Raw genomic sequence first — 24142 nt, forward strand, 5'->3', positions numbered from 1 at the left:
AAACGCCGGAACCGCGCGGCCCTTGGCCCCGCGGTTCCGTCAGCTGGGTCCTAGACCTGCGCGGCGACACCGTCACGGGAAATGGAAACCATATCCTCGCGCGGCACCACCTTGACGCGCTCACGCTTAACCTCCACGCCGTGCGATCCCCCGGCCTCGGTCGCCGCAGCGCCGAGGGCCAGCTCGTGGGCGTCCAGTGCCAGCCAGCCTTCCCAGCTGGTGAACTTCACGCCGCGGGCGTCGAGGAGTTCGGTGACGGCGTCCTCTGCGGGTGCCGCTGCAACAGGAAGGTTGTCGCGGTCTTCCAGCAGGTACGTAACCGTCTCCAGGGCGTCACCCTTGGTGTGGCCGATCAGGCCTACCGGTCCGCGCTTGATCCAGCCGGTGGCGTAGAGACCCGGCACATGCTGGCCGGACGCATCCAGGACGCGGCCGCCGTCGTTCGTGACGACGCCCTTCTTGTGGTCGAACTCAACGTCCGGCAGCGCGGAACCGAAGTAGCCGATGGCGCGGTACACGGCCTGGACCGGGTAGTCCACGTACTCGCCGGTGCCGCGGGCGTTGCCCGTGCCGTCCAGCTCGGTCCGCTCGAACTTGATGCCTGCCACCTTGCCGGGAGTCTCGGCGTCGTCATAGATCTCCACCGGGCTGTGCAGGAAGTGCAGGTGCAGGCGGCGGGAAGCCTTGAGCTCGGAGAGGTCCTCGGGCTGCTCGGCGATCCAGTTGGTGAGCGTGCCCACCATGGTCTTGGTCTGGTTGTTGGTCTGGATCTGGCGGTCGGATTCCTCGTCGAACTCGAAGTCCTCCGCGTACAGGATGATGTCCACGTCCTTGGAGTGGGACAGCTCGCGCAGCTCCAGCGGGGTGAACTTGACCTGGGCCGGGCCACGGCGGCCGAAGACATGCACGTCCGTGACGGGTGATGCCTTCAGTCCGGCGTAGACGTTGTCGGGGATTTCGGTGACCAGCAGGTCATCGGCGTGCTTGGACAGGACGCGGGCCACGTCCAGGGCCACGTTGCCGTTGCCAATCACGGCGATTTCCTTGGCGTCCAGCGGCCATTCGCGCGGGACGTCCGGGTGGCCGTCGTACCAGGAGACGAAGTCGGCGCCGCCGAAGGAGCCTTCCAGTTCGACGCCGGGAATGTTCAGGTCCGCGTCCTTGATGGCGCCGGTGGCGAAGATGACGGCGTCGTAGTGCTTGCGGAGGTCCTCAATGGTGAGGTCCGTCCCGTAGTCCACGTTGCCGAAGAAGCGGATGTCGCCGCGGTCCAGCACCTTGTGCAGGGCGTTGACGATGCCCTTGATGCGGGGGTGGTCCGGGGCCACGCCGTAGCGGATCAGGCCGTAGGGTGCCGGGTAGCGGTCAAAGAGGTCGATGCTGACGGTCAGCTCGCCGCTCTTGACGGCTTCGCTCTTGGTGAGGATGTCGGCGGCGTAGACACCGGCCGGGCCGGAGCCCACGACGGCGACGCGCAGCGGACGCGCAGCAGATCCTACGGTAGTGCTGGATGACACGGCTGTGTTCCTTTTCTTCTGCATCGATTGCTCCGTACTTACCGTCTTGAAGGCTCATAACGGCAAGTACGGAACAATCGATGGGTTTCAGGTGGTGAGGACGGTCTTGCGGGGGCTGTTCGGGGTGGTGGTGCTGTAGTCAGCGGTTTTGAAGTGCGACGGCGCGAACGGGCTCACGCGCACCACGTCACCGATGACAATCACGGCAGGATTTGCGACGCCGGCCGCCTGGGCCTGGTCGGCGATGGAACCGAGCGTGCCGATAGTGACGCGCTGGTCCGGCAAATAGCCGTTTTCCACGATACCAACCGGGGTGTCCTGCGGCAGGCCGGCTTCGCCCAGCGCGGACGCCGATTCCCGCAGTTGGCCCACGCCCATCAGCAGGACAATGGTGTGGTCTGCGCGGGCCGGAACCTCGGAGAGTTCCTCGTGGCCGGTGACCACGCTGAAGCCCTTGGCCAGGCCCCGGTGGGTGACGGGAATGCCTGCGGCTGCGGGAACGGAGATCGCGGACGTAACGCCGGAGACCACCTCGACCTCGACGCCGCGCTGCCTGCAGTACTCGGCTTCCTCGCCGCCGCGTCCCAGCACGTACGGGTCGCCGCCCTTGAGCCGCACCACCCGATGGCCCTTGAGTGCTTCCTCCACGAGGATCCGGTTGATTTCCGCCTGCGGCACGGGGTGGTGGCCGGGGGTCTTGCCCACCTCGATGACGCGGACGTCCGGGGCGAGTTCCTTCAGGAGTTCGCGGGGGCCCAGGCGGTCGGCGACGACGACGTCGGCCTGGCCCAGGAGCCGGCGGCCACGGACGGTGATGAGGCCGGTATCGCCGGGGCCGCCACCGACGAGGGCGACGGAACCGCGGTGCGCTCGGCGGCGGCGCAGCGGCAGGTCCCCGGTTTCGAGGGCGGTGGCGACGGCGTCCCGTACCGCCATGGCACGGCGCGGGTCTCCCCCGGCGTTGACGGCGATTTTGACGTCGTCCACCACGGCGACGGCGGGGGTCCAGGCGGCGGAAGCTTCGTGGTTGGAGGCGTTGACGCACCAAACCCGCTGTGCCTCGGCGTCGGCCGATACCTGGGCGTCCACTTCGGGTGCGCCCGTGGCCGTCTGGATGAACCAGACGCCGTCCACGTCGCTGGAGCGGTAGGGCCGCGCTTCCCAGGTGACCAGGCCGGCGTCGGCCATCTCCAGCAGCGCGGGCGAGGCAACCGGGGCCACGACGGTGACCAGGGCACCGGCGTCGAGCAGGCCCTTGGCGCGGCGGGCAGCGACGGGCCCGCCGCCCACCACCAGCACGGAGCGGCCGAGCAGCCGCAGCGCCGTGGGGTAAATGTCCTGAATTGCCATGGATCAACGGTAGGGCGGCGTCACAGTGGCCCACAAAGGGTCAGCAACACCAGTTCACTTAAGGTAACGCTGCGTCACAAAGGATTTTCCAGGTGCGGCCGGCGAGGAATCGGCCGCGGTCCCGGATCAGCCGTTCCAAGTAGCGGGCCAGGATGAGGCGCTCGGCGACGCGGCCCAGGACTCCCAGCGGGGCGGTGAACTCCACCCTGTCCGTCATGTTGCTGCCTCCGGCCGTGGGCGCGAACTCATGGACGTGCAGAAATGACGTGAACGGCCCCTTGACCTGTTCGTCGGTGAAGCTGCGGGGGTACGGTAAGCCCGGTTGTCACCCCTCCCACCGCTCGCCCGTCCTGATGGGCCCCGCCGCGGGGCACTTTGGCGGGCTTCGGCGTCGAACTGGCCCTGAAACCCGGCGTGTCCGTGTCAAAGTGCCCCGGTTCCGCCAGGACATGCGCCGGGGAACGGCAGAGCCCGACGGCGGGAGGTCGCCGTCGGGCTCTGAGGGTGCGTTGGGAGGGGGTTGGGTCAGCGGGTGCTGCCGGCCAGCAGGCCCCGGCGGCGCAGGAGCCGCTTCTCGATGGGCCCGAATACCAGCAGCTCAATCAGGATGCCGACCGCGAGGATCAGCAGGATGGCGGCCATGACCACGCCCATGTCGGACAGGGTCCGGCCCTGGTCCAGCAGCGAGCCCAGGCCAAAGCCGATGGTGCCGCCCACCGCGATGATTTCTGCGGCCATAAGGGAGCGCCAGGAGAAGGCCCAGCCCTGCTTCAGGCCGCCGAGGTAGCCCGGCAGTGCGGCCGGAAGGACAATCTGCAGTGCCATCTGCAGCCGGGAGGCTCCGAGCACGGTCCCCACGCGCCGGTATTGCGGCGGGATTTGGTCCACGCCGGAGATGAGGCCGTTGATGATGGACGGGATGGCGCCCATGAACACCACGAAATACACGGTGGCGTCGGTGAGGCCGAACCAGATGATGGCTGCGGGAACCCACGCCACGGAGGGCAGCACCTGCAGTCCGGAGATGAGGGGGCCGAAAGCGCGCCGCAGCGGCGCCACCTGGGCCAGCAGCAAACCGACGGGAGTGGCAATGGCAACCGAGATCAGGAACCCGATCACGCCGCGCTGCAGTGACGTCCAGACGGACTCCTGCAGCTTGCCGTCGCCCCAGAGAACGCCCAGCTGACCGAGGACATCCAGCGGCCCGGGCACCAGGTCGCGGCGCTTGACGCCCAGCGAGACGTAGAACTGCCAGGCCAGCACCAGGACCACCAGGGCAGCCACGGGCAGGAGGACGCGGCTCCAGTCGATCCGGTGCGTCCGGTCGGCGTCGGACTGCAGGGAATCAAGGCCGGACTCCAGCTCCCGGAGGTCCTCTTTGCCGGTGGAGGTGCGCGTCAAGGCGGCATGTACGTGCTCGCGGGTTTTGGTTTCGTCAGGCTCAACCACCGGCGCGGAGCCGGGTAGGAACTTACTTGGCATGGCGGCGAATCTCCTCCCGCAGCCGGGCGGTGATGACCCCGGTCAGCTGGCCGGCGAGCCCGGCGTCGGTTCGGTGTTCCTCGGTGACGGCCCATTCCTGGACCACGCGGCCGGGGCGGGAGGACAGCAGCAGGACGCGCTGGCCCAGCCGGACGGCCTCGCGGACGTTGTGGGTGACGAAGACGATGGTGCGCCCGGTTTCCTTCCAAATCCGTTCCAGCTCATCGTGCAGCAGGTCGCGGGTGATGGCGTCGAGCGCGGCGAACGGCTCGTCCATGAGCAGCAGCTGCCGGTCCTGGGCCAGGGAGCGGGCCAGGGACACGCGCTGGCGCATGCCGCCGGAGAGCTCGTGCGGGCGCTTGTCCCCGGCGGCGCCCAGGTGCACCAGTTCGAGGAGCTCCTGGGCCTTGGTGCGGCGTTCGGCCTTGCCCACGCCACGCAGCTTCAGGGCCAGTTCGATGTTCTCCCGCGCGGTCAGCCAGGGAAACAGTGCGGCGTCCTGGAACATGAAGGCGGCGCCGTCGCTGGGCACTTCCAGGGCGCCCGACGTCGGCGCTTCCAGTCCCGCGATGATGTTCAGGAGGGTGGATTTGCCGCAGCCGGAGGCACCAAGGAGGGCGACGAACTCGCCCTGCTTGATGTTGGCGTTGACGTCGTCCAGTACCGGGGCGCCGTCGCCGAAGCGCTTGCCCAGGTGTTCCAGTACGACTGGCATGGTGGCGTCCTTTGGTAGTGGGTGGGTCAGTCCTGGCCGAGGCCGGCCGCGGAAATCTTGCCGCCGCCGGTGACCTGGTTCAGCGCGCTGAGGTCGAACAGGCCGTTGATGTCAGCCTTCTTGGTGGTGCCGGCGTCGATGCCGTCCTGCAGCAGCTTGGGGTAGCTGCCGGCCAGCGGGTCGAGGGTGAAGGTGATGTTGGCGAGGGAGCGGTTCAGCACATCAGCCGGCAGAGCCGCCCCGGCGGATTCCTGCAGGGCCTCATTGATCAGCGCGGCCTTCTCGTCGGCCGGCGCCGCATTCAGCCACGCGACCGACTTGGCGTGCCCGGCCAGCAGCGCCCTGACGGTGTCCGGGTGGTCGGCGGCGAACTTCTGGTTCACGATCAGGACGGTCGTGGGGAACTCCCCCGGCTTTCCGGTGGCAGAGCCGTCCCACAGGTCCTTTTCGTCCACCAGCACCTTGGCTCCGGCCTGGAGCACCAAACGCGAGGCCCACGGCTCAGGCAGCCACGCGCCGTCGAGCTTTCCGTCCTGGAACAGCTTCAGGGTCTGGGCGTTGTCCGTGGGGTTGATGGCGACGTCGCCACTCCCGTCCACGTTGGTCTTATACCCCTGCTTGGCGAGCCAGGCGCGCAGGGCCACGTCCTGGGTCCCGCCCAGCTGCGGCGTCGCCAGGGTCTTGCCCCGAAGGTCAGCCGCGGAGGTGATGCCGGGCTTGACCACCAATTGTGCGCCGCCCGCCGCGGCTCCTGCGATCACGCGCACGGACTGGCCCTGGCTCTTGGCGAAGGAGTTGATGGCGGGGTTTGGGCCGATGTAGGCGGCGTCGATGGCACCGGCGTTGAGGGCTTCGATGGCAGCCGGTCCGGCGTTGAAGGTCTCGGTGCTGAGCTTGGTGCCGCCCAGGGCATCCGCGAGGAATCCCTTCTTGACGCCCACCAGGGCGGGTGCGTGCGTGACGTTGCCGAAGTAACCCAGCTTCAGCTCTGCTGCCGGGGCGGGCTCGGCGGCCTGCGCCCCAGTGTTGCGGGAGATGTTGGAGGCAACAATGGCCCCGACAGCGATCAGCAGGACCAGCCCTATGGCCAGGGCAGCCTCGACGGCGCGCCTGCGCGTTGGGACCGCGCTTTCGCCTGCCACGATGCGGGTCATCCCGGGCTTGGAACTAGTCATTGTTTCACCATAGGGAGTGGCCCAGACCCGTTCAACGAAGCGGAAACGGGGGGTCACGCACGTTCATCCAGCGTCATATTCCGCCGCACTGCTGCCCGGTTTCGCAAAATCAGTTGCCCTTGACGTTGACCAACTGCCGCAGCGTGTGCCGCACTGTCGCCAGGTCCGCTGCGTCCTGCATGACCTGGTCGATCGGCTTGTACGCGGCTGGGATTTCGTCAATGAAGGCCTCCGAGGCGCGGAACTCAATGCCCTTCATGGCCCGCTTCAGCTCCTCCAGCGTGAAGGCCTTCCGGGCTGCGTTCCGGGAGTACTCACGCCCCGCCCCGTGTGGTGAGGAGTTCAACGACGCCGGGTTGCCCCGGCCTTCCACGACATACGACGCCGTTCCCATGGATCCGGGGATCAGCCCGGGATCGCCGAGGGCGGCTTTGATGGCGCCCTTGCGGGACACCCACACGGACTTGCCGTAGTGCGTCTCCTGCTCGGTGAAGTTGTGGTGGCAGTTGATCCGTTCGCGTTCCTGGACCGGCCCGCCCACCCAACGGCTGAACTCCGCGGCCACGCGGTCCATCATTTCCTCCCGGTTCAGCAGGGCGAAGTGCTGGGCCCAGCGCAGTTCGGCGATGTACCGTTCGAACTGCGGGGTTCCCTCGTCCAGGTAGGCCAGGTCGGGGTCCGGCAGGTGCACCTGGTGCTTGCGGCTGATCTGTCGGGCCACCTGGATGTGGTGCTGGGCGATCCTGTTGCCGACGCCGCGCGAGCCCGAATGCAGGAACAGCCACACGCCGTCGTCCTCATCCGCGGAGATTTCGATGAAATGGTTCCCGGAGCCGAGGGACCCCAGCTGCAGCTCCCACCTGGCAACATACTGGGCCGGGTTGAAGCCTGCCTTCGTGGCCCGCTGCTTCAGGTCAGCAATCCGGGGCTCAGCCGTGGGCAGCACCTGCTTGTTGTTATGCCCGGCGGAGAGCGGTATGACCCGCTCAATGGCCTCGCGGAGGCTCTTCCGGTCCTTCGGCAGCTCCCGCACGGAGTACTGGGTGCGCACAGCAATCATCCCGCAGCCGATGTCAACGCCCACTGCTGCCGGGATGATGGTTCGCAGCGTGGGGATGACGGAGCCCACGGTGGCGCCCTTGCCCAGGTGCGCGTCCGGCATCAGCGCCAGGTGCGGGTAGATGAAAGGCAGGCTTGCGGTCATGACTGCCTGCTCGCGGGTCTTGTCGTCCAGGATGGATGCCCAGTTGAGCAGCTTTGGGCTGATGGTCTCCATGTCCGCCTCCCAGGCGCCGCCGCTAACGTGGTTGCAGGCTATTCCCGCACTCTACAGAGGAGACGCAACCATGGTGAACGTCCTGACCGAGATTGTCATCAACAGGCCGCGCGCAGAAGTGGCGGAGTATGCAGCCAACCCGGACAACGCGCCGAAGTGGTACGTGAACATCCACAGCTCGCAGCGGCTCAGTCCAGGACCGCTGGACACGGGATCCATGGTCGCCTTCACCGCGAAATTCCTGGGCCGGGAGCTCAAGTACACCTACGAGTTCGTTGAATACGTCCCCGGCGAAAAGCTGGTGATGCGGACAGCCCAGGGCCCCTTTCCCATGCAGACCACCTACACCTGGACGGACGACGACGGCGGCACGCGGATGTCGCTGCGCAACAGCGGGAGCCCCTCGGGTTTCTCCCGGCTGGCGGGGCTGGTCATGGAGCCAATGATCCGGCGGGAAAACCGGAAGGACCTGCAGAAGCTCAAGTCGATCCTGGAGGGTCGCGGTCAGATCCGCCTTTAACCACCAATTCGCCGGAAACCTGCGGGTTCGCCGTTTAGGAACGGCGAGCCAGCAGGTTTCCGGCGAATCGAAGAAGGACTAGATGCTGTAGCGCTCGTCCTCGTGGTCGCCAGGGTGGTCCTTAACCAGGCCGGCGGCCAGCGTGTTGCCGTCCAGCGGGTCGATCACCAGGAACGCGCCGGTGCGGCGGTGGTGCAGGTAGTTCTCCAGCGGCAGCGGGGCGGCAAGCCGGAGCTGCGCGTGCCCGATGTCGTTGAGCTCAAGGCTGGAGGCACCTTCAAGGTTGAAGGTGGCCAAATCCAGTTTGCCGGACACGCTCCGGACCAGTGCCTGGACCGTGCGGGTGCCGTGCTTGACCAGGACCTTCTGGCCCTCGCGGAGCGGCTTCGGGGACAGCCAGCACAGGGCAGCGTACAGGTCGGCCGAGGCCTCCCGGACGGTGCCTGCGGCGGCGATGGTGTCACCGCGGGCGACGTCGAACTCGTCCGCCAGCCGGATGGCCACGGACTGCGGCGCGGCAGCTTCCTCCAGGGACTTGCCGGCGAAGTCGATGCCCACCACGGTGGTGGTCCGCGGGGATTGGCCGGGGGTCAGCACGGAAACCTGGTCCCCCACCTTCACAGAGCCTTCGGTGATCTGGCCGGCGTACGCGCGGTAGTCGCGGTAGGCCTCCACGTCCAGGCCGGCGGCCACGGCGTCGGGAGCCAGCGCGCCCTGCGGCCTGACGACCAGTTGGACAGGGAAGCGGAAGCTTTCCAGGTGGCTTTCGAGTTCATCGGCGGCGGGCAGGGTCTCCAGGACCTCCAGCAGCGCGGGGCCGGTGTACCAGGGGGTCCGCTCCGAGCGGTCCACCACATTGTCGCCGTCCAGCGCGGACACGGGGATCACCAGCAGGTCGCTGATGCCGTCCGAGCCCAGGCCCAGTTCGCGGCCCACCTGCTGCACATCGGCTTCGATCCCACGGAAGACGGATTCGCTGAAGTCCACCAGGTCGATCTTGTTCACGGCCACGATCACGTGCGCCACACGGAGCAGCTGCAGCACGGACAGGTGCCGGCGGGTCTGCTCCAGCACGCCCTTGCGGGCGTCAATGAGGACGACGACGGCATCCGCAGTGGACGCGCCCGTCACCGTGTTCTTGGTGTACTGCACGTGCCCGGGGCAATCGGCAAGGATGAAGCTGCGCTGGTCGGTGGCGAAGTAGCGGTAGGCCACGTCGATGGTGATGCCCTGCTCACGCTCGGCGCGGAGGCCGTCCGTCAGCAGGGCAAGGTCGATGCCGCCCTTGTCGCCGCCGAAGCCGCGATCGGCTGAGGTGCGGGCAACGGCGTCGAGCTGGTCAGCGAGGATCGCCTTGGAGTCGTGGAGGAGGCGGCCCACCAAGGTGGACTTGCCGTCGTCGACCGATCCTGCCGTGGCGAAGCGGAAGAGCGTGGTGGGCAGGGCCTCGTTGATCGAGCCGGCCTCGGCGATTGAGCCTGTCGAAATCGTGGTCATTAGAAGTACCCATCCTTCTTGCGGTCTTCCATGGCGGCCTCGGAGATGCGGTCATCTGCGCGGGTGGCGCCACGTTCGGTCAGGGTGGAAGCGGCAACTTCAACCACCACGTCGGACACGGTGAACGCGTTCGACTCCACGGCGCCGGTGCAGGACATGTCCCCCACGGTGCGGTAGCGGACGGTCTTGGTGATGACGGCCTCATCGGGGCGCGGCTGGGACACTTCTCCCACTGCGCGCCACATGCCGTCGCGGGCGAAGACCTCGCGCTCGTGGGCGTAGTACAGGCCGGGCAGTTCGATGTTTTCGCGCTCGATGTAGCGCCAGATGTCCAGCTCGGTCCAGTTGCTGATGGGGAACGCACGGACGTGCTGGCCCACGGTGTGCCGGCCGTTGTAGAGGTTCCACAGTTCGGGGCGCTGGTTGCGCGGATCCCACTGGCCGAACTCGTCGCGGAGGCTCAGGATGCGCTCCTTGGCGCGGGCCTTGTCCTCGTCGCGGCGGCCGCCGCCGAAGACGGCGTCGAACTTGTTCTGCTGGATGGCGTCCAGCAGCGGGACGGTCTGCAGCGGGTTGCGGGTGCCGTCGGCGCGCTCTGCCAGCTCGCCGCGGTCGATGAACTCCTGGACGGAACCGACCACGAGCTTCAGGCCGAGGCGCTCAACCGTGCGGTCGCGGAAGTCGATGACCTCGGGGAAGTTGTGGCCGGTGTCCACGTGCAGCACGGGGAAGGGTACCTTGCCCGGCCAGAAGGCCTTGGTGGCCAGGTGCAGCATCACCACGGAGTCCTTGCCGCCGGAGAACAGCAGCGCGGGCTTCTCGAACTCGGCAACAACCTCGCGGATGATGTGGATGGCCTCGGACTCGAGGGTGTCCAGGCTGGACAGGCGCGTGGATACGGCGGCGTCAGTCACCTGGGTCTCCTCGGTTAGTGAAGTGCTCATACGTGAAGTCCGCATTCTGTCTTGTCGGAACCTGCCCAGCGGCCGGCGCGGGGGTCTTCGCCGGGCGCTACCTTGCGGGTGCAGGGCTGGCAGCCAATGGAGGGGTAACCCTGGGAAAGGAGCGGGTTGACGGGCAAAAGGTTGTCGTCCGAGTACTGGACCAGCTGGTCGAACGTCCAGGCAGCCATGGGGTTGACCTTGACCAGGCCGTTCTTCTCGTCCCAGGTGACCAGCGGCGTGTTGGTGCGGGTGGGAGCTTCGTCGCGGCGGACACCGGTGAACCAGAGTTCGTAGCCGGCCAGGGTGCGCTGCAGCGGAGCCACTTTGCGGAGGGCGCAGCACTGGGCGGCGTCACGGGCAAAGAGGTCCTTGCCCAGGAGCCGGTCCTGCTGTTCCACGGTGTTCTCGGGGAGGACGTCCACCACGTTGACGCGGAGGTTCGCTGCCACTTCGTCGCGCGTGGCGTAGGTTTCCGGGAAGTGGTAGCCGGTCTCCAGGAACAGGACGTCGACGCCGGGCATCTGGTCCGCGACGAGTGCCGGCAGGACGGCGTCGGCCATGGAACAGGCGACGGCGACCGCGGGCAGGTCGAAGTTGCGCTCCACCCAGGCGATCACGTCGCGGGCGGGTGCGTCCCAGCCGAGCTCAGCCGCGCCGGCTTCAGCAAGGGCCTTGAGCTCCTCCACGGGACGCTTGGAAGGGGCGGGTGCCTGGTGTTTTGCCATTACTGCAGTGCCTCCTCGTCTGCTGCGTGGGCCCATTCGGCGAAGGTCTGGCCTTCGGCGCGGTCGGCCACGAACCGGCGGACCACCCGCTCCACGTAATCGGGCAGGTCGTCCACGTACACCTTCAGTCCGCGGACAGTGCGGCCCAGGCCGGCTTCCTCGCGGTCGTTGTTGGCCAGCCCGCCGCCCAGGTGGACCTGGAAACCCGGGGAGGGGTCGCCGTCGGGCGTTGGCAGCATCATGCCCTTGAGGCCGATGTCCGCGGTCTGGATGCGGGCGCAGGAGTTGGGGCAGCCGTTGATGTGCAGCGACAACGCGGCGGGCAGCTGGCCCGAGCCGGCGAGGTCGGCCAGGCGGCGCTCGAGTTCGGCGACGGCAGTGGCGGCCGTGTACTTGGTCTCGACGATGGCCAGCTTGCAGTACTCGATACCGGTGCAGGCGATGGTGCCGCGGCGGAACACGGACGGTCGGGCGGACAGGCCCAGGGCGTCCAACTCGGCGATGAGCGGCTCCACCTGGTCCTTGTCGACGTCCAGGACCACGAGCTTCTGGTGCGGGGTGGTGCGCAGCCGGTAGGAGCCGCGGGCCTCAAGGGTATCGGCGAGCTTGACCAGCGCCGAGCCTGACAGCCGGCCCGCCAGTGGCGTGGCGCCGATGAAGAACTTGCCGTCCTTCTGCTCGTGCACGCCCACGTGGTCGCCCGGGGTGGATGGCTTGGGAGCGGCGGGGCCGTCGGCCAGCTTGTAGCCGAGGTATTCGTCCTCAAGGATCTGGCGGAACTTCTCCGGACCCCAGTCGGCCAGCAGGAACTTCAGGCGCGCCTTGGTGCGCATGCGCCGGTAACCGTAGTCACGGAAGATGCTGGTGACGCCCAGCCAGACGTCCGCGGCCTGGTCCGGCTGGACGAAGGCACCCAGCCGCTTGCCCAGCATCGGGTTGGTGGACAGCGCGCCGCCCACCCAGAGGTCGTAACCGGCGCCGAGTTCCGGGTGTTCAATACCCACGAACGCGCAGTCGTTGATCTCATGGACCACGTCCTGGCTGGGGTGGCCGGTGATGGCGGTCTTGTACTTGCGCGGCAGGTTGGACAGCAGCGGGTTGCCGATGAACCGCTCCCCCAGCTCGGCGATGAGCGGGGTGGGGTCGATGATCTCGTCCTTGGCGATGCCGGCCACGGGCGAGCCCAGGATGACGCGGGGCACGTCGCCGCAGGCCTCCGTGGTGGACAGGCCAACACCTTCCAGGCGGTTCCAGATCTCCGGGATGTCCTCCACCCGGATCCAGTGCAGCTGGATGTTCTGGCGGTCGGTGAGGTCGGCGGAGTCCCGGGCGAAGTCCACGGAGATCTGGCCGATGACGCGCAGCTGCTCGGTGGTGAGCGCACCGCCGTCGATCCTTACGCGGAGCATGAAGTATTTGTCTTCGAGCTCGTGCGGCTCCAAGGTTGCGGTCTTGCCGCCATCGATCCCCTGCTTGCGCTGGGTATACAGGCCCCACCAGCGGAAGCGGCCGTGAAGGTCCTGGCTGGGGATGGCGTCGAAGCCTTCCTTGGCATAGATGGACTCAATACGCTCGCGGACGTTCAGGCCGTCGTCTTCCTGCTTCCAGGTTTCGTTGGCATTCAGGGGCGTCTTGCCGTCCACTTTCCACTGCCCGTGCGGCTTCGCAGCGGGTCGGGACGGGCGGGCGGTGCGCTTGGTGGCAGCGGAGTCCGCGGACGCTCCGGCTAGAGCTGTATCAGTCATGCAACGACTGTAGGGCGCCCCCGAATAGCGTCACAAAGGCCCGGAAACGCTAAGTCACCTAGGGAAATATTTCGTCACGAAACGCCGGAGGACCTTGAAGAACCCACTTCGCTGTGCATCGGGGGAAGCCTCATTTGGCTCTTCACCCGCGGCCGCTGCGGGTGCCTCCCCGGGCGTTTCGCCCATGGTGGCGACGGCGGCGTCGTACCTGTCCAGCGCGATCTCCGCGAGCGTCGCGGACGGCAGCAGGGGTTCGGTGACGACGTCGGCGCCCGCCTTCGCAAGCTGGTCATGGAAGAAGCCCGGCGCCAGCAGGTAGGAGGCAATCACCACCCGGCCGCCGACGTCGACAGCCCCCGCGGAATCCCCCGCGCCGGCACCCCCGGCGAGTTCCTCGCGGAGCATCGCAACGGCGTCGGGCACTGAAGGCTGGGCCGAGGCACCATAGGCGGCCACCATCCGGTTGGACCGGAGCTGCCGCAGCTGGCCCAGCAGTTCCTCGACGCTGACCGCGGCATTGGGATTCGACGAGCCCGCGGCAGCCAGGACCACGACGTCATTGTCGGTGGTGCCGGCCTCGCGCAGCCGCTGGTCCAGCAGGGCGGCGAGGCGCGGGTCCGGCCCCAGCGGGGCCGCTGCGGCACTGCCGGGGCGGCTCTTGACCGCACGCGCAATGTCGACTTTTACGTGGTACCCGACGCTCAGCAACAGCGGCACCACCACCGCAGCTTTGCCCTCGGGCAGCCCCGCCACCACGTCCACCAAGTCGGGCTGCTGGACATCGACATAAGCCTCACGGACATCAAGGCCTGGCCGAAGCTCCGCGATGGCGGCACGCAGGGCGTTGACCTCTGCGGCCCCCTGTGTGTTGGACGTCCCATGGGCACACGCGATCATGATGGGGCTGTTCATACGGGCTAGCGTAACGTTGGAGCCGCCCTGTCCGCCCTCTTTGAAACAGCAGGACGCCGCATGACATTCGCCTTTGACAACTCCCCGGTATGGCTGGATCTGCTGGGCGTGTTCTTCTTTGCCGTTTCGGGCTCACTGCTGGCGGCACGGAAGCAGATCGACATCGTGGGGTCACTGCTGCTGGCCTCCCTGGTGGGCCTGGGCGGCGGCGTGATCCGCGACATCGTCCTGGGTATTGTTCCGGCTGCGTTCACCAACCCGGCGTACCTCGCGCCGCCGCTGCTGGCCATGGCATTGGTGTATTTCCTGTTCTCCAGCGTCCAGCGCTACACGTCGCTGCTGACGCTGTTCGACGCTGCCGGCCTGGCACTCTTCTGCATGACAGGGACGGTCAAGGCCCTCGCCACCGGCCTCAACCCGGTAGCTTCGGTTCTGCTCGGGGTGACGACGGCCGTGGGCGGCGGTTTGCTCCGCGACATCACCGCCAATGAGGTTCCGGAGCTTTTCAACCCCAAGGACATCTACGCGTTGCCTGCATTTGTGGGTGCCTCGTTCACTGCCGGGCTGTGGGTGCTGGGCGTGTTCAACGTCCTGACCGCCGCCGGCATCGCGGCATTGGTTTTCACGTTCCGCGTCCTGGCCTGGCGGCGCTCCTGGCAGGCGCCGCTGGCGGTTCGCGGGTGGCACCGCCGGCCAACCGATTCGGGGCTGTGACGTTGGTTTCCATGTCATTTTGGGAGCCCTTGGATTGGCTAGGATATGAGCATGACTGACATGTTCCTCGAGAAGTTCCGTGCGCTTGTTCCGAAGTACCTCGAGGATGAATGGCAGGAAGCCGACGGCCTGACTCCCGAGGAGCTGGACAAGGCCCTGGCCGACCACCAGTTTGAGATCCCCCTGGTCCTGCGGGAGTTCTACCTGGCCCTTGGCGGCTGTGAGGACCTGATGGAGGCCTACCACTACTTCTGGGACCCCGAAGAGCTCGAGGTCGACGACGAAGGCTTCCTCATGTTCCTCGAGGACGAAGAGGAAGCGTTCACCTGGGGCTTCCGCGTAGGCGACCTCAGCATCCCGGACCCCATCGTGTACCGCCGCAATAACGCCCGCGGCCAGTGGAAGTCCGAGGAAGGCACCTTCTCCGAGTTCGTCTTCGACATGTTCGAGTGGGCGTTCGAGGACGAAGAGGAAGAGTAAACCTCCCCGCCCCTGGGCTGGGCGCCCTCGCTGAATTTCCCCACCTTTGCAGGGTGTCGACGGCGTGTTCCCCGGTTCTGCCCGCGAGTCCCCGGCTTTGCGATTGAAAGCCGGGGAATTTCAGCGGATTACCCTGCCCCTAAGCACCTGCCAAACCTCGGTAACCACTTTTTCGGGGTTGTAGACGACGTCGGCGTATCCGTACCGCAGGACGGCATAGCCAGTGAGGATACTGGCGTTATTCCGCAAGCGGTCCTTCTTGACCTGTCGCGGCTCCAGGTGGCTGCGGCCGTCGATCTCCACGATCAGGAATCCCTCGAGGAGGAAATCCACGAAGCCGATCCCTGGCAAGTCGACCTGGGTCTGGGTGTAAATTCCTGCAGCACGAAAGAGGAGGCGGGCCACAACCTCGATAGCCGAGTCAGCCGTGCCGTCAACCAGATCCAGCACCTTCCGGGCAGCTCCGTTCCGGTTTCCGGGCAGGCGCTGGCGCAAGTAGGGCAACGTAGTCACGCCCTGCCGCACCGCACTCTCCACCATTACCGCCGCTTCGACCTCCGGCAGGCAGCGCAACCCGTGAATGAGTATGTCCGTGATGCTTGCGACGGGCTCCGCGGTTCTGTGCGGAACCAGCGATTCGCGGTGCACCACAGTGTTTTGTGGTCCGCCGTGCCGGCATAACAGGTGGACTTGATCCGGCTGGTGCAGCAACCAGAGCCCATGGCGGGTAGCGCCCGACGCGCAGGTCAGCAGTCCATTACCAAAGACTGCAGTTACAAGGTCGGAGGGTGCGCCCGGCAGGGCCAACACTCCATGCCGAAGACGGCAAACTTCACCTGAAGCGGCCGCATTGCGGATCTCCCGGTCTGAAAATCCAGCTCTCAGGATCCGTGCGGGCCACAGAGCCGGCATTCTCCAAAAATCGGCGCAGGTCCATGCAGCCAGCACAGCGGATTGTCGCTTCCGCCAGAAGGCACGAGGCGGGCCATGTGCATAACGACCGCGGCCGGGATTCCCCGGGTTCGAGGAACCCACGGGGCGCGCCGCCGCAACATGCCGATGCCGGTCTACCTCCGCCGCTGAAACGCGGGCAAACTCAGCGGCAAAACTTTTTGACAGATGCAGTTACACAGGACTTGCGTATTGTGACAAACCTGTCATAAGCTATTCACGGATCCGCTAAACGCCTCCGGCGGGTCTGATGCGAACGGAGAGATAGCCCCGGTTCACAGCAGCTTCGGTTGTTGCGGACCGGGGCTATCCCGTTAAGCCCTGCTGCCACGGCCGGGCCGGCACACGAAGAAGCCCGGCACCTCGCGGCTGGATCATCCAGAGGTACCGGGCTCCTAACGAACAGTAATCAGCTGGCGCGGTCCACCACGGCCAGCGCGAAGTTGGACAGCGACTCCTTGACCACGCCCTCGGGCAGCGGAGCAAGGGCTTCGATGGCTTCCTTGGCCCACTGCCGTGCCACCACCCAGGACTCCGCGGTAACAGGGTGCTCCCGCAGCCCTGCCACGGCGGCGGCAAGGGCCTCGTCCGAGGACAGGTCGCCGTCAATCAGCTTCAGAAGGTCGACGGCGGACTGGTCACCATCAGTGGCAGCCTTGCGGAGGAGCAGCACCGGCAGGGTGGGTACCCCTTCGCGCAGGTCGGTTCCCGGAGACTTGCCGGACTTGACCTTGACGCCCGTCACGTCAATGACGTCATCCGCGAGCTGGAAGGCAACGCCCACCTTCTCGCCGTACTCCACCAGCACGTCCTCGTATGCCTCGTCGGCGCCGGAGAAAATGGCACCGAACTGGCCGGACGCAGCCACCAGCGAGCCGGTCTTGTCCGCGATAACGGACAGGTAATGCTCCACCGGATCCTCGTCGGGCCGGGGGCCCACGGTCTCGTGCAGCTGGCCCAGGCACAGCCGCTCGAACGTGCGGGCCTGGATGCCCAGCGCGCGGCCTCCGAGCTCGGACACCAGGATGGATGCCCGCGCGAAGATCAGGTCGCCGGTGAGGACCGCCACCGAGTTGCCCCACACCTCGTGCGCCGTGGGCGCGCCGCGGCGGAAGGGGGCGGAATCCATGACGTCGTCGTGGTACAGGGTGGCCAGGTGCGTCAGCTCAACCACGACGGCGGCCTGGACCACGGCGGGCAGCGATGCGTCGCCGAGGTGGGCACAGAGCAGGGTCAGCAGGGGCCGGATCCGCTTGCCGCCGGCTTCCACCAGGTGCCGCGACGTCGCGTCGGCCAGCGGGTCTGAGTTGGCGATGGCTTCGCGGAGCTTCTTCTCCACCTTGGCGAGGTTGTTGGTGATGGCCGGGCCCAGCTCGGCGTCCCCCGCGATGGCCGCAAAGCCTGCAGGCAGCTGGAGGCCCGTGGCGATGGCGGTGGTGTTGAGGCTGGGTTCTGAGTCCGGCAGGCCGTGCCCGGCGTGCGTCCAGCTGTGGTCTGCGGAGTTGGTCACGGGTTAACCCTAACTTTTTGTTGCGGATACCGCTGGTTCGGAGCTGACGGGGTATTGGATGTGGCCGGAACCAGTGATTCCAGGACGCGGATCACCCGGTCCTCGAAGCCCTTCGCGGAGGGGTCCGTGAGGTTGGCAAGCAGCCGGACCACGAACCGCATCAGCACCGGAACAGGCATGCCGGTCCGGAGGGCGAGCTTCATGACGGCGGGCTTTCCGATCAGCGCGGCGAAGGCCCTGCCGAGGGTGAAGTGCGAGCCCCACTGGCCGCGCACGTAGTCCGCGTACCGCGAAAGGTGCGCATCGGCGTCGTACGTTCCGCCCGAAGCAGCCGTGCGTGAAGAGGCGTCGATGATGAACTCGGCGGCGAACCGGGCGGACTCCATGGCGTAGGAAATGCCCTCGCCGTTGAACGGGGACACCATGCCGCCGGCGTCGCCCAGGAGCAGGAGTCCCGGCGAGTAGTGCGGGGTGCGGTTGAAGCCCATGGGCAGGGCCGCGCCGCGGATTTCGCCCACCTGGTTCTCCGGGGTGAAGCCCCAGTCTGCAGGCATCCCGGCGGTCCATTCGCGCAGGACCTGCTTGTAGTCGAGCTTGCCGAATTCCTTGGAGGAGTTCAGGATGCCCAGGCCAACATTGGAGGTGCCGTCGCCGACGCCGAATACCCAGCCGTAGCCGGGGAGCAGTTTTCCGTCGCGGCCGGGGAGTTCCAGCCAGCCCTCCATCCAGTCATCATCGGTACGCGGGGAGGTGAAATAGGTGCGCACGGCAACGCCCAGCGGGCGGTCGTCGCGCTTTTGGATGCCCAGGGAGACGGCGGTGCGGGTGGAGTTTCCGTCGGCGGCGAGGACGACGTCGGCAGTGAACTCGCGCGTCTCCCCCGTCTTGCGCCCGGACTCGTCCAGGAGCGCTGCGCGGACACCGGTCACGCGGCCGTCCTCGGAGCGCAGTGCCTCGGTGACGCTGTGCCGCTCCAGCAGCCTTGCCCCCACGGACTCTGCATGCCGGGCCAGTTCCTCGTCAAAGCCAAGCCGGGTCCGGATCAGGCCGTACTGCGGGAAGTCGGACACCTCGGGCCAGGGCAGCTCGATGGTACGGCCGCCGGCGATCAGGCGCAGCCCCTTGTTCCGGCGCCAACCGTCGTTCTCCGGGTGCGGCAGGCCGAGCTTCTGGATCTCGCGGACGGCGCGGGGCGTCAGCCCGTCACCACAAACCTTCTCCCGCGGAAACGCCGTCTTTTCCAGGACCGTGACGTCAAGGCCGGCCTTGGCAAGGTAGTACGCGGCGGTGGATCCGGCCGGACCCGCGCCGACAATCAGTACCTTCACAGGTCAGCGGACGGTGTTGCGGCGCAGCTTGGCCACCGGGCCCTTGTGCGCGGCGATGGCGGCAGCAGCGCCGTCGGGCGAGGAATTGGCCGGCTTGAACGCGCGGTGCACCGCCACGATGCCGCCGGTGAGGTTGCGGTAGGTGACCTTTTCCCAGCCGCATTCCTGCAGCCATGCGGCCAGATGGTCCTGGTCCGGCCAGGCGCGGATGGATTCGGCAAGGTAGACGTAGGCGTCCGGGTTGGAGGCGACCTTGACGGCGATGGCCGGCAGGGCGCGCATCAGGTATTCGGTGTACATGGTGCGCCACAGCGGAACCACCGGCTGGGAGAACTCGGCGATGACCAGGCGGCCGCCGGGCTTGGTGACGCGCAGCATCTCGGCCAGCGCCTTCTTCGGTTCGTTCACGTTCCGCAGCCCGAAGGAGATGGTGGTGGCGTCGAAGGTGTTGTCGGCGAACGGCAGGTTGGTGGCGTCACCGGCAATGAAGTCGATGTCCGGGCGGCGGCGCTTGCCCACCTTGAGCATGCCCAGGGAGAAATCGCAGGCCACTACGTCTATTCCGGCGTCGGCATACGGTTCGCTGGAGGTACCGGTTCCGGCCGCGAGGTCCAGGACCCGCTGGCCCTTGGAGACTTCCATCGCGTCCACCACGATCTTCCGCCAGCGGCGGGTCTGTCCCATGGAGAGGACATCGTTGACGACGTCGTACTTCGGGGCGACGTCGTCAAACATCGTGGCTACTTCGTCCGGACGCTTATCCAAGGATGCTCGGTTCACCATGACATTGTCTCAAATGTTCCTGACGGTGCTGACCAGCCCCGCCGCGCTCCTCCGGAGGGTGTCCCGGCGCCGGAAAGGCCGCGGCTTACGCGGGAGTAGTGTTGTCTCATCATGACGAGCACGTTCCGCACCCTGACAGTCCCCCTGGATGGCAAAGCATTCCCCGGGGGACTGCCGTCGTTTCTGGTCAGGGACGATGTCCTGTGCTGGACCCGCCGGGAAGCCGGGCTGGCAGGCTTCGGCGAGACTGCGCGCTTCACTGCCACCGGGCCGGACCGGTTCCTTGAAGCGGACATCTGGTGGCGGCACCTGGTCCTGGAGGCCGAGGTGTCGGACGCCGTCGAGTTGCCAGGCACGGGACCCGTCGCTTTCGGCTCTTTCGCTTTCTCCAAGACCTCGGCCCACGAGTCCCGGCTGATCGTGCCGGAGATCGTGGTGGGCGTGCGGGACAACCAGGCATGGCTTACCCAGTTGACGTTCGACGGCGGCCCGCTCACCGAAGAGACAGCCCTCGCCGCGCTGGACCGCTGGCTGGGCGGCGGTCCGCCCGCTGCGCCGGCGACGGAAGGCACGACGCCGGCAGGAGACTCAGCCGGGGACGCTTCGATTGGTGGCGTGCCCGGCCAGGTGGGCGGCGCCGTCGTGCGCCCGCTCCCGCTGGCGGCCGGCGCAACGCTGCACACGGGTTCCCTTAGCGAGGAAGCCTGGATGGAGGCCGTGGCCGCCGGTGTTGCCGAAATCCGCACAGGCGCCCTGGAAAAGCTGGTGCTGGCCCGGGACGTCGTGGCAACTATTCCTTCCGGCGTACATGCCGCCGATGTACTGCGCGAGCTCGCCGCCAGGTACCGCGAATGCTGGACCTATGGCGTGGACGGCCTGGTGGGGGCCACACCCGAGATGCTGATCCAGGTGGAGGGACGCACTGCCCAGGCCCGCGTGCTGGCGGGCACCCTGGACCGCCGCGACGCGCACGGCGAGGACGGCCCGCCGATGGACTACGCCACACGCGTCCTGGCTGGTTCCGAAAAGCAACGGCATGAGCATGAGATCGCCATCCAGTCGCTGACCAGGCAGCTGGCGCCATTCTCCGAGGCGATGAACGCCCACGACGAACCCTTCATCCTGGAGCTGCCCAACGTCTGGCACCTGGCCTCCGACGTGAAGGCCGAACTCACCGAGGTGGAAGGCCATGTGCCCACCTGCCTGGCCCTGATCAATGCGCTGCACCCCACCGCTGCTGTCTGCGGGACCCCCACGCTGGTTGCCGGGGAACTGATCCGCAAGCTGGAGCACCTGGACCGCGGGCCTTACGCCGGTCCGGTGGGCTGGCTGGATGCGGCCGGCAACGGCGAGTGGGGCATCGCCCTGCGCGGCGCGGTCATCGAATCCCCCGAAACCGTGCGGCTGTATGCCGGCTGCGGGATCGTAGATGGCTCGCAGCCGGAGGCCGAACTGGCCGAGACGTGGGCCAAGTTCCGGCCGATGCTGGAGTCCCTGGGCATCGGCAGCTGACGTTCTTCCGCCCCCGAGCGGACAGGGAGTCTGGGATGACAGACGACTCCTGCCCTGGAAGGCTTGATTTTGTCACCGCTACAGTTATCCAATAGTGAAACTTAGTTGCGTGTGACGTACCTCTCTTGTTGAGCGTTACACTATAAGCCGCGTTAGTACCTCATAGCCCCTGCAACAAAAGGTAAGAAATGCAGACTCCCCGTACCCTCCTGGGCACCTCCAAGCTGACCGCCGCCACTATGATCGCCATCAGCGCCCTGGCCCTCTCAGCATGCACCAACGCCTCGGAAACGGGTCCCTCCAGCGCGGCCACCTCCTCGGGCAGCGCCAGCGCCAGCTTTGATCCCGCCACCGTCAAGAAGGACGACGCCCTGGCCGCCATGGTCCCGGACGCCATCAAGTCCAAGGGCACCATCACGGTTGGCTCCGACACCAGCTACGCCCCGGCCGAATTCCTCGGTTCGGACGGCCAGACACCTGTCGGCTACGACGTGGACATCGCCAAGGCCATCGGCGCCACCCTCGGCCTCAAGGTCCAGGTCCAGACCGCGGAGTTCACCGGCATCCTTCCGGCCCTCGGCCCCAAGTACGATCTGGGCATCTCATCGTTCACCATCACCCCGGAGCGCCTGGGCGCAGTGAACATGGTCAGCTACTTCAACGCAGGGACCGCCTGGGCCGTGAAGAAGGGCAACCCCAGCAAGTTCTCCCTGGACGATGTGTGCGGCAAGTCCATCGGCGTGCAGACCGGCACCGTCCAGGAGGACCCGGACCTCTCCGACCGCAACAAGAAATGCGTTGCTGACGGCAAGAAGCCCATTGACATCGTCACCCTGAAGAACCAGACCGATGTCACCACCCGCCTGGTGAACGGCAGCATCGATGCCATGGCTGCGGACTCCCCCATCATCGGCTACGCGCTGACCCAGACCAACGGCCAGCTGGAGAAGCTGGGCGACGTCTACGATTCCGCTCCGCAGGGCATCGCCGTGGCCAAGGCCGATACCGCCTGGGCAGAGGTCATCCAGAAGACCGTCACCAAGCTGATGCAGGACGGCTCCTACAAGAAGATCCTGGACGGCTGGGGCAACTCCGAAGGTGCGATCACCAAGTCCGAGGTCAACCCGGCGGTTAAGTCTTGAGTTTTCGCGTTACCGACGACAAGTCAGGTGTGCACATGGACGGCCAGCATAAGGACGACGCACCGGTACTGAACAAAGCGGTGCCGGTGCGGCACCCGGGCCGCTGGATCAGCGCTTTCATCATCCTGGCGCTGGTCGTTCTGTTCCTGCAGAGCCTGTTTACCAACCCCAACTTCCGCTGGGATGTGGTGGGCACCTACATCCTGGACGTCAAGGTGGTCCAGGGCGTGGGCTGGACGCTTCTGCTGACGGTCACTTCCATGGTCCTAGCCATCGTCCTGGCCATCCTGCTGGCGTTCATGCGCCAGTCCGACAATCCTGTATTCCGCTGGTCCAGCTGGGTGTGGGTGTGGTTCTTCCGTGGAACACCCGTATACACCCAGCTGGTGCTGTGGGGCCTGATTTCGGTTCTGTACCCCAAGATCAGCGCGGGCGTGCCATTCGGACCCGAGCTCTTCAGCCTGGACACCGCGGCAGTCATCAACGCCACCGTGGCAGCCATCCTGGGCCTTGGCCTGAACGAATCGGCCTACCTCGCGGAAATCTTCCGCGCCGGCCTGAAGTCCGTTGACCGCGGGCAAATGGAGGCGGCCGAGGCATTGGGCATGGGCAAGACAAAGATCATGTGGCGGATCATCCTGCCGCAGGCCATGCGCGTCATTGTTCCGCCCACGGGCAACGAAACCATCGGCATGCTGAAGACCACCTCGCTGGTCCTGGCCGTGCCGTTCACCCTGGACCTCACCTTCGCCACCAACGCCCTGGCCAACCGGACCTACCTTCCGGTTCCGTTGCTGATCGTGGCCGCCATTTGGTACCTGGTGATCACCAGCATCCTGATGGTGGGCCAGCACTACATTGAGGCGTACTACGGCAAGGGCGTCGACAATCTCGCGCCGGCGGGCAAGCCGGTGGCCAAGTCGGCCCGCGTGGCCCTGAGCCAGGACGGCGGACGGTCGATGGAAACGGACTTCCCCGAGGAGAGTGCACGATGACCGTCACAGCAGAGAAGCCGCTGGTCAAGATCGAGGGCCTCCACAAGTACTACGGGCACCACCATGTCCTTCGGGGCATCGACATGACCGTCAACCAGGGCGAAGTATCGGTGGTGATCGGGCCCTCGGGCTCCGGCAAGTCCACCATGCTGCGCTGCGTGAACCTCCTTGAGAGCATCAGCGCCGGGCGGATTTCCGTAGGTGGCCAGCTGATTGGCTACCGTGAGGTCAACGGCAAGCTCCACGACCTCAAGACCAAGGAAATCGCCGCCCAGCGCCGCGAAATCGGCATGGTGTTCCAACGGTTCAACCTGTTCCCGCACAAGACCGCGCTGCAGAACGTCATGGAAGCGCCGGTGCATGTCAAGGGCCAGTCCAAGGCTGCCGCCCAGAAGCGTGCGCTTGAGCTGCTGGACCGGGTGGGGCTGGCGGACCGCTCAGGCCACTACCCGTCGCAGCTCTCGGGCGGCCAGCAGCAGCGCGTTGCCATCGCCCGGGCCCTGGCCATGGACCCGGAACTCATGTTGTTCGACGAGCCCACCTCGGCGCTGGACCCGGAGCTGGTGGGCGATGTCCTGAACGTGATGAAGGACCTGGCCAAGTCCGGCATGACCATGATCGTGGTGACCCACGAGATCGGCTTCGCCCGCGAGGTGGGCGACACGCTGACCTTCATGGACGGCGGTGTGGTGGTGGAATCGGGCGATCCCCGCGAGATCATCGCCAACCCGCAGCACGCGCGCACCAAGGAGTTCCTGGGCCGCGTGCTATGACCCCGTTCCACACTTCCGACGCGCAAATGCCCTGTCGCTACCGGTATTCCGGCAGCGGCAGGGCATTTCCGTGCCACAGCGGATTGTGCGCGTCGA

At 66.7% G+C, this 24142-nt stretch carries 23 protein-coding genes; 7 read left to right on the forward strand and 16 right to left on the reverse strand.

Going from position 1 to position 24142, the window contains the following annotated elements; all coding sequences use genetic code 11:
• Nucleotides 1-50: 50 nt before the first annotated feature.
• The 7 genes from NIBR502770_RS13060 to NIBR502770_RS13090 all read right to left on the reverse strand — a co-directional run bounded on the left by NIBR502770_RS13060 (nucleotide 51) and on the right by NIBR502770_RS13090 (nucleotide 7515).
• Entirely contained in the window at nucleotides 51-1517 is a 1467-nt protein-coding gene (locus NIBR502770_RS13060) for an FAD-dependent oxidoreductase (RefSeq protein ID WP_141182187.1), read from the reverse strand.
• Between the two features lie 87 nt (nucleotides 1518-1604).
• Nucleotides 1605-2867 carry a uroporphyrinogen-III C-methyltransferase gene (cobA, locus tag NIBR502770_RS13065; RefSeq protein WP_141182188.1) on the reverse strand — a complete coding sequence of 421 codons (1263 nt, stop codon included), beginning with the start codon at nucleotides 2865-2867 and terminating at the stop codon, nucleotides 1605-1607.
• A gap of 58 nt (nucleotides 2868-2925) precedes the next feature.
• Nucleotides 2926-3084 carry a hypothetical protein gene (locus tag NIBR502770_RS21880; RefSeq protein ID WP_371416462.1) on the reverse strand — a complete coding sequence of 53 codons (159 nt, stop codon included), beginning with the start codon at nucleotides 3082-3084 and terminating at the stop codon, nucleotides 2926-2928.
• A 308-nt stretch (nucleotides 3085-3392) separates the two neighbouring features.
• Entirely contained in the window at nucleotides 3393-4349 is a 957-nt protein-coding gene (locus NIBR502770_RS13075) for an ABC transporter permease (protein WP_141182189.1), read from the reverse strand.
• Complete coding sequence (locus NIBR502770_RS13080; RefSeq protein ID WP_141182190.1) at nucleotides 4339-5064, reverse strand: ABC transporter ATP-binding protein; 726 nt, start codon at nucleotides 5062-5064, stop codon at nucleotides 4339-4341. Before NIBR502770_RS13080 ends, NIBR502770_RS13075 begins: the two co-directional genes overlap by 11 nt.
• 26 nt (nucleotides 5065-5090) lie before the next feature.
• Nucleotides 5091-6218 (reverse strand): ABC transporter substrate-binding protein, encoded by a 1128-nt coding sequence (locus NIBR502770_RS13085; protein ID WP_141183419.1) that lies wholly within the window; start codon nucleotides 6216-6218, stop codon nucleotides 5091-5093.
• 130 nt (nucleotides 6219-6348) lie between these two features.
• The gene (locus tag NIBR502770_RS13090; protein ID WP_141182191.1) at nucleotides 6349-7515 is read right to left on the reverse strand and encodes an RtcB family protein; all 1167 of its coding nucleotides are present in this window, start codon (nucleotides 7513-7515) and stop codon (nucleotides 6349-6351) included.
• Between the two features lie 70 nt (nucleotides 7516-7585).
• On the opposite strand from NIBR502770_RS13090, the gene NIBR502770_RS13095 reads away from it, so the two are divergent.
• Nucleotides 7586-8035 carry an SRPBCC family protein gene (locus NIBR502770_RS13095; protein WP_141182192.1) on the forward strand — a complete coding sequence of 150 codons (450 nt, stop codon included), beginning with the start codon at nucleotides 7586-7588 and terminating at the stop codon, nucleotides 8033-8035.
• A gap of 78 nt (nucleotides 8036-8113) precedes the next feature.
• Here the strand turns inward: NIBR502770_RS13095 and NIBR502770_RS13100 are convergent, their stop codons facing one another.
• The 5 genes from NIBR502770_RS13100 to NIBR502770_RS13120 are packed head-to-tail and all read right to left on the reverse strand — an operon-like array spanning nucleotide 8114 to nucleotide 13858.
• A complete protein-coding gene (locus NIBR502770_RS13100; protein ID WP_141182193.1) occupies nucleotides 8114-9532 on the reverse strand; it encodes a sulfate adenylyltransferase subunit 1 in 1419 nt (472 codons plus the stop codon).
• Nucleotides 9532-10476, reverse strand: a complete 945-nt coding sequence (gene cysD / locus NIBR502770_RS13105; RefSeq protein ID WP_141182194.1) for a sulfate adenylyltransferase subunit CysD — start codon at nucleotides 10474-10476, stop codon at nucleotides 9532-9534. The genes NIBR502770_RS13100 and cysD overlap by 1 nt, the downstream gene beginning before the upstream one ends.
• Entirely contained in the window at nucleotides 10473-11201 is a 729-nt protein-coding gene (locus NIBR502770_RS13110; protein ID WP_141182195.1) for a phosphoadenylyl-sulfate reductase, read from the reverse strand. Before NIBR502770_RS13110 ends, cysD begins: the two co-directional genes overlap by 4 nt.
• Complete coding sequence (locus NIBR502770_RS13115) at nucleotides 11201-12946, reverse strand: nitrite/sulfite reductase (protein ID WP_141182196.1); 1746 nt, start codon at nucleotides 12944-12946, stop codon at nucleotides 11201-11203. Before NIBR502770_RS13115 ends, NIBR502770_RS13110 begins: the two co-directional genes overlap by 1 nt.
• A gap of 54 nt (nucleotides 12947-13000) precedes the next feature.
• The gene (locus tag NIBR502770_RS13120; protein WP_141182197.1) at nucleotides 13001-13858 is read right to left on the reverse strand and encodes a sirohydrochlorin chelatase; all 858 of its coding nucleotides are present in this window, start codon (nucleotides 13856-13858) and stop codon (nucleotides 13001-13003) included.
• A 60-nt stretch (nucleotides 13859-13918) separates the two neighbouring features.
• On the opposite strand from NIBR502770_RS13120, the gene NIBR502770_RS13125 reads away from it, so the two are divergent.
• Together NIBR502770_RS13125 and NIBR502770_RS13130 are read left to right on the forward strand one after the other, a co-directional pair.
• Entirely contained in the window at nucleotides 13919-14572 is a 654-nt protein-coding gene (locus tag NIBR502770_RS13125) for a trimeric intracellular cation channel family protein (RefSeq protein ID WP_141182198.1), read from the forward strand.
• A gap of 51 nt (nucleotides 14573-14623) precedes the next feature.
• Nucleotides 14624-15052 (forward strand): hypothetical protein, encoded by a 429-nt coding sequence (locus NIBR502770_RS13130; protein WP_141159651.1) that lies wholly within the window; start codon nucleotides 14624-14626, stop codon nucleotides 15050-15052.
• 120 nt (nucleotides 15053-15172) lie between these two features.
• Here the strand turns inward: NIBR502770_RS13130 and NIBR502770_RS21205 are convergent, their stop codons facing one another.
• From NIBR502770_RS21205 to NIBR502770_RS13150, 4 genes are all read right to left on the reverse strand, one after another.
• The gene (locus tag NIBR502770_RS21205; protein WP_168223168.1) at nucleotides 15173-15565 is read right to left on the reverse strand and encodes an endonuclease domain-containing protein; all 393 of its coding nucleotides are present in this window, start codon (nucleotides 15563-15565) and stop codon (nucleotides 15173-15175) included.
• An 847-nt stretch (nucleotides 15566-16412) separates the two neighbouring features.
• Entirely contained in the window at nucleotides 16413-17513 is a 1101-nt protein-coding gene (locus NIBR502770_RS13140; protein WP_141159649.1) for a polyprenyl synthetase family protein, read from the reverse strand.
• Entirely contained in the window at nucleotides 17510-18841 is a 1332-nt protein-coding gene (locus NIBR502770_RS13145) for a geranylgeranyl reductase family protein (protein WP_141182200.1), read from the reverse strand. Before NIBR502770_RS13145 ends, NIBR502770_RS13140 begins: the two co-directional genes overlap by 4 nt.
• A gap of 3 nt (nucleotides 18842-18844) precedes the next feature.
• Nucleotides 18845-19621, reverse strand: a complete 777-nt coding sequence (locus NIBR502770_RS13150; protein ID WP_246839898.1) for a demethylmenaquinone methyltransferase — start codon at nucleotides 19619-19621, stop codon at nucleotides 18845-18847.
• A gap of 114 nt (nucleotides 19622-19735) precedes the next feature.
• Here NIBR502770_RS13150 and NIBR502770_RS13155 point away from each other — a divergent pair, with 114 nt between their 5' ends.
• From NIBR502770_RS13155 to NIBR502770_RS13170, 4 genes are all read left to right on the forward strand, one after another.
• Entirely contained in the window at nucleotides 19736-21136 is a 1401-nt protein-coding gene (locus NIBR502770_RS13155; protein ID WP_141182201.1) for an isochorismate synthase MenF, read from the forward strand.
• Nucleotides 21137-21324: 188 nt separating this feature from the next.
• On the forward strand, nucleotides 21325-22278 hold the full coding sequence (locus NIBR502770_RS13160) for an ABC transporter substrate-binding protein (protein WP_141182202.1): 954 nt from the start codon (nucleotides 21325-21327) through the stop codon (nucleotides 22276-22278).
• Nucleotides 22279-22313: 35 nt separating this feature from the next.
• Nucleotides 22314-23273 (forward strand): amino acid ABC transporter permease, encoded by a 960-nt coding sequence (locus NIBR502770_RS13165; protein ID WP_141159644.1) that lies wholly within the window; start codon nucleotides 22314-22316, stop codon nucleotides 23271-23273.
• Nucleotides 23270-24046, forward strand: coding sequence for an amino acid ABC transporter ATP-binding protein (locus NIBR502770_RS13170; protein ID WP_141182203.1), 777 nt, complete (start codon nucleotides 23270-23272; stop codon nucleotides 24044-24046). Before NIBR502770_RS13165 ends, NIBR502770_RS13170 begins: the two co-directional genes overlap by 4 nt.
• Nucleotides 24047-24142 lie beyond the last annotated feature (96 nt).

The organism is Pseudarthrobacter sp. NIBRBAC000502770 (genome assembly GCF_006517815.1).
Taxonomy (GTDB): Bacteria; Actinomycetota; Actinomycetes; order Actinomycetales; family Micrococcaceae; genus Arthrobacter; species Arthrobacter niigatensis.

Bases quoted from the DNA above. Each gene is read 5' to 3' on its own strand.
- cysD (WP_141182194.1), bottom strand. From the start codon at position 10,476: ATGAGCACTTCACTAACCGAGGAGACCCAGGTGACTGACGCCGCCGTA.
- NIBR502770_RS21880 (WP_371416462.1), bottom strand. From the start codon at position 3,084: ATGACGGACAGGGTGGAGTTCACCGCCCCGCTGGGAGTCCTGGGCCGC.
- NIBR502770_RS13075 (WP_141182189.1), bottom strand. From the start codon at position 4,349: ATGCCAAGTAAGTTCCTACCCGGCTCCGCGCCGGTGGTTGAGCCTGAC.
- NIBR502770_RS13090 (WP_141182191.1), bottom strand. From the start codon at position 7,515: ATGGAGACCATCAGCCCAAAGCTGCTCAACTGGGCATCCATCCTGGAC.
- NIBR502770_RS13160 (WP_141182202.1), top strand. From the start codon at position 21,325: ATGCAGACTCCCCGTACCCTCCTGGGCACCTCCAAGCTGACCGCCGCC.
- NIBR502770_RS13110 (WP_141182195.1), bottom strand. From the start codon at position 11,201: ATGGCAAAACACCAGGCACCCGCCCCTTCCAAGCGTCCCGTGGAGGAG.
- NIBR502770_RS13115 (WP_141182196.1), bottom strand. From the start codon at position 12,946: ATGACTGATACAGCTCTAGCCGGAGCGTCCGCGGACTCCGCTGCCACC.
- NIBR502770_RS13130 (WP_141159651.1), top strand. From the start codon at position 14,624: ATGACTGACATGTTCCTCGAGAAGTTCCGTGCGCTTGTTCCGAAGTAC.
- NIBR502770_RS13120 (WP_141182197.1), bottom strand. From the start codon at position 13,858: ATGAACAGCCCCATCATGATCGCGTGTGCCCATGGGACGTCCAACACA.
- NIBR502770_RS13085 (WP_141183419.1), bottom strand. From the start codon at position 6,218: ATGACCCGCATCGTGGCAGGCGAAAGCGCGGTCCCAACGCGCAGGCGC.
- NIBR502770_RS13125 (WP_141182198.1), top strand. From the start codon at position 13,919: ATGACATTCGCCTTTGACAACTCCCCGGTATGGCTGGATCTGCTGGGC.
- NIBR502770_RS13095 (WP_141182192.1), top strand. From the start codon at position 7,586: ATGGTGAACGTCCTGACCGAGATTGTCATCAACAGGCCGCGCGCAGAA.
- cobA (WP_141182188.1), bottom strand. From the start codon at position 2,867: ATGGCAATTCAGGACATTTACCCCACGGCGCTGCGGCTGCTCGGCCGC.
- NIBR502770_RS13080 (WP_141182190.1), bottom strand. From the start codon at position 5,064: ATGCCAGTCGTACTGGAACACCTGGGCAAGCGCTTCGGCGACGGCGCC.
- NIBR502770_RS13100 (WP_141182193.1), bottom strand. From the start codon at position 9,532: ATGACCACGATTTCGACAGGCTCAATCGCCGAGGCCGGCTCGATCAAC.
- NIBR502770_RS13165 (WP_141159644.1), top strand. From the start codon at position 22,314: ATGGACGGCCAGCATAAGGACGACGCACCGGTACTGAACAAAGCGGTG.
- NIBR502770_RS13155 (WP_141182201.1), top strand. From the start codon at position 19,736: ATGACGAGCACGTTCCGCACCCTGACAGTCCCCCTGGATGGCAAAGCA.
- NIBR502770_RS13170 (WP_141182203.1), top strand. From the start codon at position 23,270: ATGACCGTCACAGCAGAGAAGCCGCTGGTCAAGATCGAGGGCCTCCAC.